This is a genomic window from Pseudomonas sp. 06C 126 (assembly GCF_001855215.1).
Lineage (GTDB): Bacteria > Pseudomonadota > Gammaproteobacteria > Pseudomonadales > Pseudomonadaceae > Aquipseudomonas > Aquipseudomonas proteolytica.
Genome location: NZ_MIFU01000073.1, coordinates 63,360 through 79,979, shown reverse-complemented (window position 1 = coordinate 79,979; position 16,620 = coordinate 63,360). Strand labels below are relative to the sequence as shown.

12 protein-coding genes are annotated in these 16,620 nt (G+C 64.1%); 8 read left to right on the top strand and 4 right to left on the bottom strand.

Annotated features, from left to right (window positions below; genetic code table 11):
• Positions 1-184 precede the first annotated feature (184 nt).
• The 3 genes from BHC62_RS27325 to BHC62_RS08675 are packed head-to-tail and all read right to left on the bottom strand — an operon-like array spanning position 185 to position 1,559.
• Positions 185-400, bottom strand: a complete 216-nt coding sequence (locus BHC62_RS27325) for a DUF1289 domain-containing protein (RefSeq protein WP_071610014.1) — start codon at positions 398-400, stop codon at positions 185-187.
• Entirely contained in the window at positions 397-921 is a 525-nt protein-coding gene (locus tag BHC62_RS08680) for a gamma carbonic anhydrase family protein (RefSeq protein ID WP_070994759.1), read from the bottom strand. The genes BHC62_RS27325 and BHC62_RS08680 overlap by 4 nt, the downstream gene beginning before the upstream one ends.
• Before the next feature lie 35 nt (positions 922-956).
• The gene (locus tag BHC62_RS08675; RefSeq protein ID WP_029296164.1) at positions 957-1,559 is read right to left on the bottom strand and encodes a CoA pyrophosphatase; all 603 of its coding nucleotides are present in this window, start codon (positions 1,557-1,559) and stop codon (positions 957-959) included.
• A gap of 146 nt (positions 1,560-1,705) precedes the next feature.
• Here BHC62_RS08675 and BHC62_RS08670 point away from each other — a divergent pair, with 146 nt between their 5' ends.
• The 8 genes from BHC62_RS08670 to BHC62_RS08635 all read left to right on the top strand — a co-directional run bounded on the left by BHC62_RS08670 (position 1,706) and on the right by BHC62_RS08635 (position 15,969).
• Positions 1,706-2,254 (top strand): NUDIX hydrolase, encoded by a 549-nt coding sequence (locus BHC62_RS08670; protein ID WP_070994758.1) that lies wholly within the window; start codon positions 1,706-1,708, stop codon positions 2,252-2,254.
• A 23-nt stretch (positions 2,255-2,277) separates the two neighbouring features.
• Positions 2,278-2,781 carry a murein L,D-transpeptidase family protein gene (locus tag BHC62_RS08665; protein WP_029296160.1) on the top strand — a complete coding sequence of 168 codons (504 nt, stop codon included), beginning with the start codon at positions 2,278-2,280 and terminating at the stop codon, positions 2,779-2,781.
• Between the two features lie 261 nt (positions 2,782-3,042).
• Entirely contained in the window at positions 3,043-3,801 is a 759-nt protein-coding gene (locus tag BHC62_RS08660; protein ID WP_029296156.1) for a GntR family transcriptional regulator, read from the top strand.
• Positions 3,802-3,810: 9 nt separating this feature from the next.
• Entirely contained in the window at positions 3,811-4,917 is a 1,107-nt protein-coding gene (gene nagA / locus BHC62_RS08655) for an N-acetylglucosamine-6-phosphate deacetylase (protein WP_070994757.1), read from the top strand.
• On the top strand, positions 4,898-5,920 hold the full coding sequence (locus tag BHC62_RS08650; RefSeq protein WP_029296152.1) for an SIS domain-containing protein: 1,023 nt from the start codon (positions 4,898-4,900) through the stop codon (positions 5,918-5,920). The genes nagA and BHC62_RS08650 overlap by 20 nt, the downstream gene beginning before the upstream one ends.
• A gap of 37 nt (positions 5,921-5,957) precedes the next feature.
• Positions 5,958-8,471, top strand: a complete 2,514-nt coding sequence (gene ptsP, locus BHC62_RS08645) for a phosphoenolpyruvate--protein phosphotransferase (protein WP_070994756.1) — start codon at positions 5,958-5,960, stop codon at positions 8,469-8,471.
• A 26-nt stretch (positions 8,472-8,497) separates the two neighbouring features.
• Entirely contained in the window at positions 8,498-10,213 is a 1,716-nt protein-coding gene (gene nagE / locus BHC62_RS08640; protein WP_070994755.1) for an N-acetylglucosamine-specific PTS transporter subunit IIBC, read from the top strand.
• A 77-nt stretch (positions 10,214-10,290) separates the two neighbouring features.
• Positions 10,291-15,969, top strand: coding sequence for a membrane-targeted effector domain-containing toxin (locus tag BHC62_RS08635; RefSeq protein WP_070994754.1), 5,679 nt, complete (start codon positions 10,291-10,293; stop codon positions 15,967-15,969).
• Positions 15,970-16,308: 339 nt separating this feature from the next.
• Here BHC62_RS08635 and BHC62_RS08630 read toward each other — a convergent pair whose 3' ends face one another.
• Positions 16,309-16,620, bottom strand: coding sequence for an NIF3 1 (locus BHC62_RS08630; RefSeq protein WP_015885716.1), 312 nt, complete (start codon positions 16,618-16,620; stop codon positions 16,309-16,311).

The window sequence follows — 16,620 nt, the reverse complement described above, 5'->3', positions numbered from 1 at the left end:
CCTATTGTGGCGAGCGGGCTTGCCCCGCGCTGGGCTGCGTGGCAGCCCCCCCTCAGGCACTCCAGTTACTTCTGACACACCGAGCCAGCAAAGTTTGGGGCTGCTACGCAGCCCAGCGCGGGGCAAGCCCGCTCGCCACAACAAGCCCGATCGCCACAACAGGCTCGCTCGCCATTCAAAAATATCAGGCGTCGGATTTTCCGGGGATCATCCACAATATTCCACTGGCCTTCGCCCGTTCATGGCACAACCCCAGCACTACCCGGCGCTCGGCGTTGTCCATGCGACTCCAACGGGTGATTTCGTCGACATTGCGCTGGCAACCGGTGCAGATATCGTCATCATCCAGCGCACAGATACTCACACAGGGCGAGGCGACGGGGCGTTCTACCGGGTTCATTCTGGCTGCTCGACCAGATCACGGGCATAGCGCTGCGAGTTATGCACGTAGTGCGCAGCACTGGCCTCCAGCATTCTTTTCTGCTGCTCGGTCAATTCCCGTACGACCTTGCCGGGCGAGCCCATCACCAGCGAGCCATCGGGGATTTCCTTGCCTTCGCCGATCAACGAGTTGGCGCCGATGATGCAGTGCCGGCCGATCTTGGCACCGTTGAGGATCACCGCATTGATGCCGATCAGGCTGTAGTCGCCGACGGTGCAGCCATGCAGCATGGCGTTATGCCCCACCGTCACACCAGTGCCCAGGGTCAGCGGGTAGCCCATGTCGGTGTGCATCACGCTGCCGTCCTGCACGTTGCTGTTCTTGCCGATCAGGATCAGTTCGTTATCGCCACGCAACACCGCGTTGAACCAGACGTTGGCCCCCTCTTCCAGCTTGACCTTGCCCACCAGCGTGGCATTGGGCGCCACCCAGCTGTGTGGATGGGTCTCGACGCGGGCATCGCCCAGGCGGTATTTCATGGTCTTCCCTCACGGCTTGCCATTCAAACGATGGCTTAGGTATTGATAAAGCTTTTCGGCGGTCGATGCAGACTGATGTCGGCATCGTCATAGAGCAGGTTGATCAACTCTACGATCATGATCGCCGTCAGGCCCCAGATCTTGTATTCACCGAACCGATAGCTGGGCACGTACCAACTGCGGCCCTGGTAATCGATGCGATGGGTGTGCTCGCGCGGGTCCTGGCGGAAAAACTCCAGGGGCACGCTGAATACCGCAGCAATCTCGGCGTCGTTGGCCAGGTACTCGACATAATCGGGAATCACCCCCACATACGGGGTCACGCGGATGCCGTGCAGGGAGATCAGCGGGCTCAAGGGGCCGATCACTTCCACCAGGCCCGGCGGCAGGCCGATTTCTTCTTCGGCCTCGCGCAGGGCAGTGAACACCAGGTCCGGGTCTTCCGGGTCGCGCCGCCCTCCCGGAAAGGCCACTTCGCCGCCGTGGGTCGACAGCCCGCTGGCGCGCAGGGTCAGGATCAGCTCGGGTTCGTCACTACGGGTAATCGGCACCAGCACGGCGGCCTCGGGGAAACGTCCGTCAGTTTCCAGCGTGCGTGGCGTGTGATTGCTTACCCGGCGAAGTAGCTCGTCCAGCATGAGTCATCTCGATCTGTTGGCTACCTTGCATCATGCACCAAAGCGTACGGGTGCCCAACCCCAAAACCCCGGCGGTGTCGCTAAACGACAACTTGCAGGCCACTGCCCTGCACGCCAAGATAGGCGCAGTCCCCAGGAACCCAAGCATGAACTTCTGCAGCCAGTGCGGTAAACCGGTCATCCAGCGCATTCCCGAAGGCGATGCACGCCTGCGTTATGTGTGTGACCACTGTCAGACCATTCACTACCAGAATCCCAATATCGTCGCCGGCACCCTGCCCGTCTGGGGCAACCAGGTGCTGCTGTGCCGACGGGCCATCGAACCGCGCCTGGGTTTCTGGACCCTGCCTGCAGGCTTTATGGAAAACGGCGAGACCGTCGAACAGGGCGCCATGCGCGAAACCCTTGAGGAAGCCTGCGCCAGGGTGCGCAACCTGAGCATCTACACGCTGATCGATGTACCGCACATCAGCCAGGTGCATATCTTCTACCGCGCCGAACTGATCGACCTGGACTTTGCCGCCGGCCCCGAGAGCCTGGAAGTCAGGCTGTTCGACGAAGCCGATATCCCTTGGTCCGAGCTGGCTTTCCGCACGGTCAGGCGTACCTTAGAATGCTTTTTCGCTGACCGTCGGCAACAGGTGTTCCCCGTGCGCAGCGAATCGGTGCCGCCTGCGACTCAACCGGCGCAATAAGCCTTTATACGGATATCGTTTCAATGCGTTGGTTGCTTGCCCTGCTCTGCCTGTCGTTCGCCAGCCTGTCGTGCGCCACCACCCTGCAAACCCTGGGCGGCAAACCCGTCGAGAAGATCCTGGTGCTCAAGTCCGCCCATCAGTTGCAACTGATCAACGACGGCAAGCCGCTCAAGACCTACCGTATTTCCCTGGGCAAGAACCCCAAGGGCCACAAGCTGATCGAAGGCGACCGCCGCACCCCGGAAGGCTTCTACTGGATCGACTGGCGCAAGACCAGCGACCGCTTCAACCTGTCCATGCACATCTCCTACCCCAATATCAGCGATGCCGCCCGCGCGCGCCGCGAAGGGGTCAAGCCCGGCAGCATGATCATGATCCACGGCACGCCAGACAGTGAGGAATACCCCGAGCAGTGGTTCCACACCCTGGACTGGACCGACGGCTGCATCGGCATGCGCAATGTCGACATGCGCGAAGTGTGGAACCTGGTCAAGGACGGCACGATGATCGAGATCCGCCCGTAACCGGCACCGTTCGTAAAATAATTCAAAAAAAACCTGCCTCCCCCACAGCCCCTGCCGGTGAATACCATTTCACTGCCAGGGGCTGCGTCTTTCTGCGCGCGATAAAGACCTCTCTAATACCACTTGATACCAGGCACCTTTAAGGTGCCTGCAAACAGCCGTTTGCACGCTTTTGACGGCATTGACATGGTATTTAAGTGGTATTAATTTCCGGCCATTACCGGGCGACAACACTCCAATAACGCATCGGAAACCCTACAGATGAATCCCATCCAGACCCTGCGTCCTGACGACCGACAATCCACGCCGCTGTACCTGCAACTGGCCCGCAATCTGGAAGCCGCGATCCATGCCGGCCAGTGGAAATCCGAGCAGGCCTTGCCCTCGGAGCGCGTGCTCAGCGAGCAGTTGAGCATTTCCCGGGTCACCGCCCGCAAAGCCCTGGAAGTGTTGTTCGCCCAAGGCTTGATCCGCCGCAGCCAAGGCTCCGGGACTTTTATTACGCCGCGCCTGGAACAACCGCTGTCGCGCCTTTCGGGGTTCAGCGAAATGCTGCGGCTCAAGGGGTTTGCCCCCAGTTCGCAATGGCTGGTGCGCGAGATCACCCCGCCGACCCATGAAGAACTGATCCGCCTGGGCCTGTCGCCCACCGACAAAGTGGCGCGGCTCAAGCGCCTGCGCAAAGCGGACGACACCGTGATGGCCATCGAGATGAGCGCCCTGCCCGCTTCGATCATTCCCAACCCCCAGGCCATCGGCAGCTCGCTCTACGAATACCTGGAAGGCATCGGCAAACCGGTGGTGCGGGCCCTGCAACACATCCAGGCAATCAACGCCTCGGACGAGTTCGCGGCCCTGGTGGGCATCGCCCCCGGCACCGCCATGCTGCTGATGACCCGGGTCGGCTACACCGCCGACAACACGCCCATCGAGATCACCGACACCTACTGCCGCAACGACTACTACGACTTTGTCGCAGAGCTGCGTCGCTATGACTTTGCCGCCGAGTTGCGGCCTTAGAGAACTGCCATGTCCGAAGACAATATCCTCACGCCCCACGGCTGGATTCGCGGCCGCCTGGTGCACCACGAAGGCAAGGTCAGCGCCGTCGAAGGCGTGCCTTGCGATCCGGCCGACAACGACCTGCCCTACTTGCTGCCGGGTTTTATCGACCTGCATGTGCACGGCGGCGGCGGCAAGGACATCATGGAAGGCGGCAGCGCCTTCGAGACCATCACTCGCACCCATGTGCGTTTCGGCACCACCTCGTTGTTGGCCACCACCATGACTGCGCCGGTCGAGGAAATCTCCCGGGTGCTCGGCGAACTCGGCCAGTTCTGCGAACAGCGCCCGGCCGGCAGCGCCCGAGTGCTGGGGGTGCATCTGGAAGGCCCCTACATCAACCCGGGCAAACTCGGCGCCCAACCGAACTTCGCCCACACAGCGCTGATGGCCGAGGTTGAGGAATACCTGCGCCTGGCGCCGATCCGGGTGATCACCATTGCCCCGGAAATCGCCGGCCATGACGGCCTGATCCGCGCGCTCAGCCAACGCGGGGTGCGCATGCAGATCGGCCATACCCTGGGCAGCTATGAAGAAGGCGTCGCCGCCCTGGCCGCCGGCGCGACCAGTTTTACCCACCTGTACAACGCCATGAGCCCGCTGCATCACCGCGAGCCGGGCATCGTCGGCGCCGCCCTGGCCCATGCCAAATACGCAGAGTTGATCCCGGACCTGCTGCACGTGCACCCCGGCGCCATGCGCGTGGCCCTGCGCTCGATCCCCTGCCTGTACTGCGTCACCGACTCCACGGCCGCCGCCGGCATGCCCGACGGTGAATACAAGCTGGGCAGCCATACCGTGACCAAATGCCTGGGCGGCGTGCGCCTGGCCGACGGCACCCTGGCCGGCAGCACCCTGACCATGGATCAGGCGCTGCGCAACCTGGTGAAGATCGGCCTGCCGATCAACGAAGCCTCACAGCGCCTGTCGCAATTTCCTGCGGACTATCTGGGCCTGGATCAACGCGGCCGCCTGCAACCCGGCAGTTTTGCCGACTGCGTGCGCCTGGACCGCTCCCTGCACCTCACCGACGTAATGGTCGAAGGAGAAACCATTGACTTCAAAAATGCTTGAAGAGGCCCTGGCCTCCTGTGAGGCCGTCGCGGCCCAATTGCAATGCCTCGACCCGCTGCTGGCCGAAGTCGCGGGCCGCCTGCGCCGCCAGCCGCCGCAAGTGGCGATGACTGTCGCCCGTGGCAGTTCGGACCACGCCGCCAGCTACTTCGCCTACCTGACCATGCAACACGTGGGCGTGCCGGTGGCGTCGCTGCCGATGTCGGTGGTGACACTGGCGCAGGCGCCGCTGAAAGTCAGCGGTCAGGCCGCCTTCGGGTTTTCCCAGTCGGGGCAAAGCCCGGACCTGGTCAACAGCCTGCGCCTGCTGCGCAAGCGCGGGGCGTTGAGCGTATCGATGGTCAACGCCGAAGACTCGCCTTTGGAGGCCGCGTGTGAATTCCATGTGCCCCTGTGCGCCGGCCCCGAACGCAGTGTGGCCGCGACCAAGAGCTTCATCGCCACCTTGAGCGCCAGTGCCCAGTTGGTCGGCCACTGGAACCAGGAAGACGGCCTGCTCGAAGCCTGCCACGCCTTGCCTGCCGGCCTGCGCGAAGCGGCGACCCAGGACTGGAGCCTGGCCATCGACGCCCTGCGCGATTGCCAGCGCCTGATGGTCATCGGCCGTGGCGCCGGGTTTGCCATCGCCCAGGAAGCCGCGCTCAAACTCAAGGAAACCTCGGCGATCCAGGCCGAAGCCTTCAGCAGCGCCGAAGTGCGCCACGGGCCGATGGCCTTGATCGACGCCAACTACCCGTTGCTGGTGTTCGCCCCACGCGGCGCCGAACAGCCGGGCTTGCTGACCCTGGCCACGGAAATGCGCCAACGCGGCGCCCGCGTGCTGCTGGCCGCACCCGACGATATCGCCGAGCGTGACCTGACCCTCAGCCGCGCCGAACACCCGGCCCTGGACCCGATCCTGGCGATCCAGAGCTTTTACGTAATGGCCGCCGGCCTGGCCCAGGCCCGGGGCATGGACCCCGACCAGCCGCGCCACCTGAGCAAAGTCACCCGCACCCACTGAAGTGATGTGCAGCGTTTTCCTGATGAGTACCGTGCCCATGACCAACAATAACAATGACCTGACCCTCAACGCGCCCCTGACCGGGCCGGTGCGGACCCTGGGCAACGTGCCAGACGAGGTGTTCGCCAGCGGCGCCATGGGCGATGGCCTGGCCATCGACCCGCTCAACGATTGCCTGTATGCGCCATGCGATGGCGTGGTGATTCACCTTGCCCGCACCGGGCATGCGCTGACCCTGCGCGCCGACAACGGTGCAGAGATCCTGTTGCACGTGGGCATCGACACCGTCGAGCTCAAGGGCGAGGGCTTTGCCCTGCTGGTCAAGGAGGGCGCCCGGGTGAGCAGCGGTCAGGCCCTGGTGCGCCTGGACCTGGACCGCATCGCCCGCCAGTGCAAAAGCCTGATCAGCCTGATCATCCTCACCAACAGCGATCAGTTCGAGCTGCGACCGTTCAGCATGCAAATGGCGACCGTGGGCCAACCGCTGATGCAGGTCTGCCCGCGCCACACCTCGGCCACCCGCACAGCGCCTGGCGCGCACACCGGCAACGCCGCCAGCGCCAGCATTCGCATCACCCACAAGGGGGGCCTGCATGCACGCCCCGCTGCGCTGGTCCGCAAGACCGCGCAAGGTTTCAGCAGCCAGTCGCACCTGCATTTCGCCGGCAAGTCTGCGCCGTGCGACAGCCTGATCGGCCTGCTGGGCCTGGGGATTGGCGAGCAGGACGAAGTGCGCGTCAGTTGCCAGGGCGAAGACAGCGAAGCCGCCTTGCAAGCGCTGCTCGCGGCGCTGTCGCTGGAGGTTCCCCACACCGCCCCGGCCCCGGCCGCCGCCCCTGCACATCGCGCCCCCGCCGAAGCCGGTGTGTTGCAAGGTGTCTGCGCCGCGCCCGGCCTGGTCTGCGGGCCATTGTGGCGCATGAGCAGCATCGAGTTGCCAGCAGACCCGCGAACCCACGTCGCCGATGAGCAGTTGCAGCAACTGGACGCCGCCCTGGAGCAGGTGCGCGGGGAAATCCGCCGTACCCTGGAGCACGCCCGCCGGCGCAAGGACGTGGACGAAGAGGAGATCTTCGCAGCCCACCTGGCCCTGCTGGAAGACCCTGCCCTGCTGCACAGCGCCAGCCAGGCCATTGACCAGGGCAGCGCCGCCACCCATGCCTGGCGCGATGCGATCCAGGCCCAATGCGCCGTACTGCTGGGCTTGGGCAAGCCGTTGTTCGCCGAGCGCGCCAACGACCTGCGGGACTTGCAGCAGCGGGTCCTGCGGGCGCTGCTGGGTGAAGCCTGGCAGTTCGAGTTGCCGGCCGGCGCCATTGTCGCCGCCCATGAATTGACCCCCTCGGACCTGCTGCAGTTGAGCGAGCAGAACGCTGCGGGCCTGTGCATGGCCGAAGGGGGCGCCACCTCCCATGTGGCGATCCTGGCCCGGGGCAAAGGCCTGCCCTGTGTGGTCGCCCTGGGCAGTGAAGTGTTCGACGTGCCCCAAGGCCAGCGTGTGGTGCTGGACGCCGCCAACGGCCGCCTGGAACTGACGCCCGATGATGCACGCCACGCCGAGGTGCACCAGATCCGCGATGCGCAAAAACTGCAGCGCCAACAGCAACAGGCCCAGGCCCAGACAGCGGCCAGCACCCTTGATGGCGTAAGCGTTGAGGTGGCGGCCAATGTGGCCTCCAGCAGCGAGGCACAGATGGCCTATGAAAACGGCGCCGATGGCGTTGGCCTGTTGCGCACCGAATTTCTGTTTGTCGAGCGCCGCACCGCGCCCGATGAACAAGAGCAGCGCCAGGCCTACCAGGCGGTGCTGGACGCCATGGGCGACAAACCAGTGATCATTCGCACCATCGATGTGGGCGGCGACAAACAGCTCGACTATCTGCCACTGCCCGCCGAAGCCAATCCGGTGCTGGGCCTGCGCGGCATTCGCATGGCCCAGGTACGCCCGGAACTGCTCGACCAGCAACTGCGCGCCCTGCTGCAGGTCAGCCCGTTGCAGCGCTGTCGGATCCTGTTGCCGATGGTCAGTGAAGTGGACGAGTTGCTGCACATTCGCCAGCGCCTCGACGACCTGTGCGCTGAACTGGGGTTGACCCAGCGCCCGGACCTGGGGGTGATGATCGAAGTGCCGGCCGCCGCGCTGATGGCCGAGCAACTGGCCGAGCATGCGGACTTTTTGTCGATCGGCACCAATGACCTGTCTCAGTACACCCTGGCCATGGACCGCGACCACGCGGGCCTGGCTGCCCGGGTCGATGCACTGCACCCGGCGCTGTTGCGCCTGATCGCCCAGACCTGCGCCGGCGCCGCGAAACATGGCCGTTGGGTCGGCGTGTGTGGCGCCCTGGCCTCCGACCCGCTGGCCACGCCGGTGCTGGTGGGCCTGGGGGTGCGCGAGCTGTCAGTGAGCCCGCCGCAGATTGCTGAAATCAAAGACCGTGTGCGCCACCTCGACGCCACGCAATGCCGGCAACTGAGCCAGGGCCTGCTCAACCTGAGCAGCGCCGGGGCCGTACGCCAAGCCTGTCACCAGCACTGGCCGTTGAGCTGACAACAACAAGAAAAAGGAGACTCGCCATGTACCAATTGTTCATCGAAGGCCTGCAACGCCTGGGCCGCGCATTGATGCTACCCATCGCCATCCTGCCGATTGCCGGCCTGTTGCTGCGCCTGGGTGATACCGACCTGCTGAACATCGCGGTGATGCACGACGCCGGGCAAGCGATCTTTGCCAACCTGGCCCTGATTTTCGCCATCGGTATCGCCGTCGGCTTTGCCCGGGACAACAACGGCACGGCCGGGCTGGCGGGCGCCATCGGTTACCTGGTGATGATCTCGACCCTCAAGGTGCTGGACTCGACCATCAACATGGGCATGCTGGCCGGGATCGTCAGCGGCTTGATGGCCGGCGCCCTGTACAACCGCTTCAAGGACATCAAGCTGCCGGAGTACCTGGCTTTTTTCGGCGGGCGACGCTTCGTGCCGATTGTCACCGGGTTCTCGGCAGTGGGCCTGGGCGTGGTGTTCGGCCTGATCTGGCCGCCGGTGCAGCACGCCATCAACGGCTTCGGCGTCTTGCTGATGGAAAGCGGCAGCCTGGGGGCGTTTGTGTTTGGCGTATTCAACCGCCTGCTGATCGTCACCGGCCTGCACCATATCCTCAACAATATGGCCTGGTTCGTGTTCGGCAGCTTCACCGACCCGGCCACCGGCGCGGTGGTGACGGGCGACCTGACACGCTACTTTGCCGGCGACCCCAACGGCGGCCAGTTCATGACCGGCATGTTCCCGGTGATGCTGTTCGGCCTGCCGGCGGCGTGCCTGGCGATGTACCGCAATGCCCTGCCGGAGCGGCGCAAGATCATGGGTGGGATATTCCTGTCGATGGCCCTGACCTCGTTCCTCACCGGGGTGACCGAGCCGATCGAGTTCGCGTTCATGTTCCTCGCGCCGTTCCTGTATCTGCTGCATGCGCTGCTGACAGGCCTGTCGATGGCCGTCACCAACCTGCTGGACATTCACCTGGGCTTCACCTTTTCCGGCGGTTTCATCGACATGGTCCTGGGCTGGGGCAAATCCACCAATGGCTGGCTGGTGGTGCCCGTGGGCCTGGCATATGCGCTGATCTACTACAGCGTGTTCAGCTACTGCATCCGCCGCTTCAACCTGAAAACGCCAGGGCGCGAAGACATTCAGGTGGCCCAGGCCGAGGTCATGACGGATAACCAGCGGGCCCATGCGTACCTGCGCGCATTGGGCGGTGCCGCGAACCTGTTGAGCGTCGGCGCCTGCACCACGCGCTTGCGCCTGGACATGGTGGACCGCAACAAGGCGCTGGATGCCGAGTTGAAAGCCCTTGGCGCCATGGCGGTGGTCCGTCCCGGCAACGGCGGCAGCCTGCAGGTCGTCGTCGGGCCGCTGGCCGATAGCATTGCCGATGAAATCCGCCTGGCGATGCCCTCATCCAATCACGTGCCGGTGGCCGGCGCCGCCATGCCAACGCCAGCGGCCAGCGCCGCTACAGTCGCCACGGCCCAGGCACAGCAATGGCTGGATGCATTGGGCGGGCAGGACAATGTGGTGCAACTGGACTGCATCGCCATGACCCGTATCCGCCTGCAACTGGCCGATGAAAAAGGCCTGTCGCAGGCGCAACTCAACAGCCTCGGCTGCCAGGGTGTCAGCCGGCTTGAAGACGGCGTGTGGCATTTGCTGGTCGGCGACCAGGCCCAGGGCTTGAGCGACGCCCTCAAGGCCCTGGCACAACGCAACCCGGTGCGCGCGGGCGCCTGACCTACCTATCTACCGCCCCGCCCGGGGCGGCCCTGCCCATGCTGACGGCTCTAACCCTCAGCATGGAGCCCGTGCCTGTGAGCACTTCCAATCCCCCCTTGAGCTTTGACGAGATCAAAGGCTCACTCAACCTGATCGGCCACCACCTGCTCGATGTCGATGGGCCGTTGCTGCCTGCGCAAACCCAGTCGGCAGACCTGGCTTATCTGGAACGCTTGAACACGCTTCTCAAACAGTACCGGCAACAGTTCCTCGATAAGAGCCGTGCGCTGTACCAGGAATTGGCCGAGCGGGATCTGCAAAGCGCTGAAGGCCAGACCCTGCTGGCCACCCTCAGAACCACGCTGAACACACAACTGCAGGACATGGACCGCCGCGAGCAGATCGACGGCAAGGCACGTAAATCCTTCATGACCTTTGAGGCCGGCTACACAGCCCTGACTCACGAAGCCGCACTCGCGGGCGCCGACCGCCTGCTGCACCCGCAGGAGTTGGCGATCCTGGACCGCATACCGCTTGGCGTCACACAACGCCCAGGCCTGTATGCACTGACCTTTGAATACCAAGGGCAAACCGTCGAATTGGCCGCAGCTTTTGTGCTGACCGAACATTCAAGCCCGCAGGTGAGCGAGCTTCAATCGAGCACACCGGTCGGCCGTGTGGCGCTGTTTACCCCCTCACGCGGGATCGAGTTTTTTGCCACCCTCATCGACCTCGACACCGCGCTGTTCCAGCGCCTGGACGCCGCCGCCGAGCGCACGCACTTCATGGGCCTGCTGCCCACCGACTACCAGGCGTTGACGCCACACGCCATCTGGCCGCTGGGGTTGAACCCGATCAGTGAGCGGCCGCTGTTCGAACACCTCGACAACCAACTGATCGCCAAGCGCAGTGATGACATCACCCGTGCCCTCAGCCTGGTGGACAACCCGCACAGCGACGCGCAAGCCCTGATCAACGCGCTGGAGCAGGCCATCGCAGCTGCCGTTCCCGACGTCAGCGCGCGCCTGCAATGGCGTGCCCAACTGCTGCTCGATCGCTGGCTGCGGTACAGCGCGCCGGACTGGTACCGCAGCGCCACCGCCCCCCAACGCGCTCAACTCGCCGAACATCTGCACCATTACAACCAGGCCCGGCAACATCTGGAGCAACTGTTCGGCGCCCTCGCCACGCCTTACGCGCTGGCGCGTCACCAATGGCTGGAGCGCCTGAGCGATGAGCTGGATATCCACGACCTCGAACCGCAACGCCTGCTGGTAACCACGCGGCGCTTGCTCAACCCGATCGGCGAATACAACCACGAGCGCGACCTGGTCGAGCTGGCCTTGCGCGGCCTACATCCCGACGATGAGCACACCGGCTCCGACTTCCTGAAAAAAACCAGCCTCAGCTACGACGGCGCGCCACTGCCCGCCGCCTACGCCGAGCTGACACCAGGCTGGCTCGCGGAGCAACTGGGTACGCTACAACCGCGTATCGACTTCAGTACCTTGCAAAAGCAACTCCACGCGAAGACCGAACTGTGCCAGGCCATCGAGGCCATGCTTGATCACAGAATCATTGCCCTGGCCTGCACCGCGCTGCTGCAGGGGCATCTCAGCGCTGACGATGTCGAGCTGATCAAGCGCGTGCGCCAAGGCAGCGACCCGTTGCTGAGCGCCTCAACCCTGGCGTTGCACGAGGCTCAGTTGCAAGACCTGTGGGTGCTGCGCCGGCGCAACGCCAGCGGCGCCGTCGACCGCGTGTTGCTGTGTACGCCGCAAGCACCGCGCGCGCAGCAATTCCAGGCGTTCGACAGTGAAGTTGCCTGCCAGAATCACATCCTCGGCTGGACCCTGGACAATGGCGTCAAGTCACCGCCCGGCACCCTCACCGATTACCTGGTCACCCGCGTCGCCCTGCGCTTTCGCGCCAAGATGAAACAGGTGCTCAGCGGCCTGAGCTACAAGTTTCACGCCCAGGAGCACCGCGAAATCAGCTTCGGCCCCACCGTCAGCCATGCCGATTGCCTCAAGGCGATGGCCACCCATGTGTTGGCCACGCGCCTGGATGACGATGAGTTCAGCACCCCCGCCTGGTTCCGCGCGGCGCCGCTACCCACGCGGCGCACCCTGATGAAACTGGCGGACGACACCGAAGGCGGTCTGCGTGCCTACAACGATTACCCCTTGTCCGAGGCGCAGGTGCCGAGCTTCAGCGCGTACCTGCATGAGCAGGCGCGCCAGCGCCTGGGCACGCTGCTTGGGCGCCCGCGCTCCGACGTCGACCCCGACAGCGTCTGGGCCTACGCACCCACGCTCGCCAAGGCTGCGCCAATCAGCTACACCCAGCTGTACCGCGATGGCTACGCCGACGGCATCGGTTTTCTCGACGAGAAATTCTCCCGCTCGGCTCGCTTCAAAGGCCCCGACGGCGTGGACCTGAGCGCGTTGACTGCCGAGAAAGTCGCGCGCTCGGTCACCGGGGTCTGGATCGGCGAGCGGTATATCAATGAGATCAAGACCCGCCTGCTCAACGTCGACAGCCCGGACTACGCGCTGCGGCGCAACGCCACCCTGGCCCTGACCCAAGGGCAACTGCGCAGCGCCGCCCTTGAATGCCGCCTGCAAGGGCATATCGCCGCGCTCGACGGCGCTTGGCTGGAGCGCAGCATCGCCAGCATGGACCAGACCTCGCCGGCGATCCGCCGTGATCACGCGATCCACCGCTTGAGCATCGACGGCGAATGGGTGATCGGCTGCTACCTCTTCACCCATGCCGAGGCCCCGACGCTGCTCTACACCCCCAACGCCCCGGACGGCATCAGCGTGCGTGAAGCCAGGCAGTTCAACTACCTGTTGAAAAAACTCCCCGGCATGCTCGGTTACCTGGTGCAGCGCGTCGCGGTGCAGTCCCAGGGGCGGGTGCGCACCTTCCTTGAGGACGCCCGGCGGCAGTTGCCACAAGGGCTGGATAAAACCAGTGTCAGCCCGCCGCGCCATGACCCGATCCGCGCACAAACCCAGATCCAGGACCTGCGACGCGAGGTGTATGACCTCAAGCTGCAACGCACGATGGATGACGTGAAAGCCACCACCGTCAACCGCACCCAGATGATCAGCGGCATCGCCTGGACGTGCGTGGAATGGGTCGCCGCCATCGCCACCGCACCCTTCCCGGTACTGAGCCTGAGCGTCGGCCTGGCGCTGGCGTTCAAGGACGGCATGCTCGCTCTGCACGCCTACCATCAAGGCGACAACGCCCAGGCCCTGGAACACTTGATCGGTTACCTGCTCAACAGCGCCGGCGGCTTGTTCACCGATCTGCGCCCGGCCCTCGGCACCCTGCAACAGTTTGCCGTGCGCCAGGCCCCCAGGCGTATTGTGCAGAGCCCTGCGCTGAGACTGATCAGCCCACTGGAACCGCCGCCGCTCAAGCCTGCGGGGATGCAATCGGTGTTGTTCCAGGGCGAATTTCTCTGGGCGCACAAAACACCGGACCCGATCGGGCGCTATCTGCTCTACCGCCTGGACCCGGTCACCGGCAAACTGGTGTCCACCACCCGCCTCGCTGCCCCGGATGACCTGGGCATTTGGCGACGCACTGGCGTGATCGGCGGCGCGCCGAAGTATGAAAAACTGCCACAGACACCCGACGCACTGAAGCGTTATGAGGTGCCGGCCAAGTACGCGGACAAGCTGGAGCACGTGCTCAACCCCGACCTCAAGGCGCAACTGCACCAACAGGGCGACTGGGTGTACGAAAACCCCCACATCACCTTGGCCGCAGCGGCCCGGCACCTGCGACCGCTGCGTGAGGTGTACCAGCAACAGGTCAACCAACTGACCCGCGATGCCGAGGACTTCTTCCGCCAGCAGCCGCCCGTGGCGCCCCGTGCCGAGGTGCCGGCCGTCGCGTTGGAGAACTCGCTGGCCGCACTCACCGACAACGCTGCGTTTACCCGCGCACCGAACCTGATCATCGGCGCCATCCCCGACAGCGGCGTCGGCCAACAGGTGCTGATCGACAACCTCGAGGCGCTGTTCGACAAAGGCTTCAAGCGTCTGTACATCGAATACCTGCCCAGTGATGTATTCCGCCCGAAACTGGACAAGCTCAACAGCGGCAAATCCTGGAAGCACATCGAGCGGCATCTGATGCATGTGGACAAGGCCCTCGGGTTTGCCGACGACGCCGAATTTTCCTACCTGGCGCTGGTGCGCAAGGCTTCAGCCAAAGGCATCAAGATCAAAGCGCTGGACGCCTCGACCTGCTACGACCTGGATGACGCCCTCCACCTCGGCGACACCCCGCCCACCACCACGCGCGGCACTGCCTTGCGCAACTTCTACTCGCACAAAGTCCTGCTGGCCGACAGCGAAGCCGTGCCCGATGAACGCTGGATCGCCCTGATGGACCCGGCACGCATGACCACAACCGATCAGGCGCCGGGCCTGGCCGACCTGCACAAAGCAATTGCCGTACGCGTGGAGGATGTCGGCGCTGATCAGGCCGTGGGTTTGCGCATTGATGCGGGCGACACCACAGCCGATTACACCCTGGCCGTGCGCGCGCCTGAACGCCCCGTAATATCGCCATGCCCGTCGATGGCGGAGGCAACGGTCACGCATTTCAGCGACTACGATCTGGCTGCCGACCTGCGCGAAAGCATCCTGGCCCAGTCCAACCAGTATCGCGGGCTGGACACCCGTTACCTGCCGGCGCCCGCGCATCGCAAGGCGTTTTCGGCCTTCAAAAGCACACGAGACCGTCTGACCCTGGATGCCCAGCAGTATTTCAGCCAGCACACCCTGCCGGCCCGCCCGGAATTGTCGCGGCTCAACGGCCAAACGCTGCCGGAGCCGTTTTTGCGTGCGGTGAGTGAAAGCCAACTGGCGGGGCTGGTCATCGGCGAGGCGCACAGCGCGCAGGCGAGCAAAGCGTTCCTGATCAAACACATGAAGCAACTCAAGGCGCTGAAGTTCGACACGCTGTACGTCGAACATTTACTCACCGACTTGCACCAGGCGGAGTTGGATGCCTTGCGCCAGTCAAAACGCCTGTCGCCCGCGCTCAAGGACTACCTCAAACGCCAGGATGCCGGGCATATGCCGCTCTACAGCGGCGCCAACAGCTATTTTGAAGTGATCCAGCAAGCCAACAAACACGGGCTGCGCGTGCGAGCGCTCGATTGCACCGCCAGTTATTACGTCAAGGGCGCCAACCCTGAAGCGCGCAACCAGATGTTCAGCTACTTCGCCTCCCGGGTGATCGACGCCGACCAGGCGGCACACGGCGCGCACAAATGGGTGGCGTTCATCGGCAGCGCCCACACCAACACCCACCTGCAAGTGCCTGGCCTGGCCGAGCTGCAAGGCGCCGCCAGCCTGCACATCCGCGACGCAGCGCCCAGCCGCTCACTCCCCATCCAGCCCGGTCGCTGGGAGACGAACCTGGAAACCCGCTGGGCCGCCCTGCGCAGCGACTTCACCTTGCAGGTCGGCATCGCCGACATCCGCGAACCGACCGCCTTCGTACCGCTGGACCGCACGCGACTGAAAGTGTCCGGGCACTTTCTGGTCGAACGCCCGTCCACGGCAGAAACCAACCTGCTGCATAAATCCAGAACAGGGGAAATCGTCTCGACCCCGATCCAGGTGGACGATCAGGGCATGTTCTTCATCGATCGCTGGGGCATGACCGAGCAGCGCTTTGTCTACCAGACCACCTTGATCGACGCCATTCGTGCCGAGGTAAAACTCACGCCCGCGCCATAAGCCGGGCAAAAATCCGCCTTCCCGGTAGAGAGGGCAGGTTGTTTGGACGGGCTATCGCAGCATAGCTATCCACACAACGTCCAATAACTAACAAACTTCCCCGTGGCGAGCGGGCTTGCCCGCGCTGGGCTGCGAAGCAGCCCCAGTAAGCCGAATGCGGTATATCAGATACTCCGTAGCGGCTGATTTTGGGGCTGCTTCGCAGCCCAACGCGGGGCAAGCCCGCTCGCCACAACGGCCCTATCTGCTTATTGTGTAGGTATCGAGGGCTATCACAGGCAACAAAAAACCCGCTGACCAAACTGGCCCAGCGGGTTTCTTGTTTATGCAGCCTACGAATCAGAAATCCGCCAACTGCCACACCTCATACGCCGGTGTCTCGTAGGGGTGGCTGAGCTTCAACGCAGCCACAACCGCCACGATCAGCTCATCAGCCACCACCAGCTCAACCTTCCACTCCTCAACCACTTCAACCTGGCCGACCTGCCCGATAAACGGCTGGCTGCCATCCAACGCGCGGAATTGGCCCTGGCCCAGCACTTGCCAGGCGCAGCTGTCGTAGTTGCCGATGCGCCCGCCGCCGGCTGCGAAGACGGCAGTTTTCACCGTCTCCACATGGCTGTCGGGCACAAAGAAGCTGAGCTTGTACAC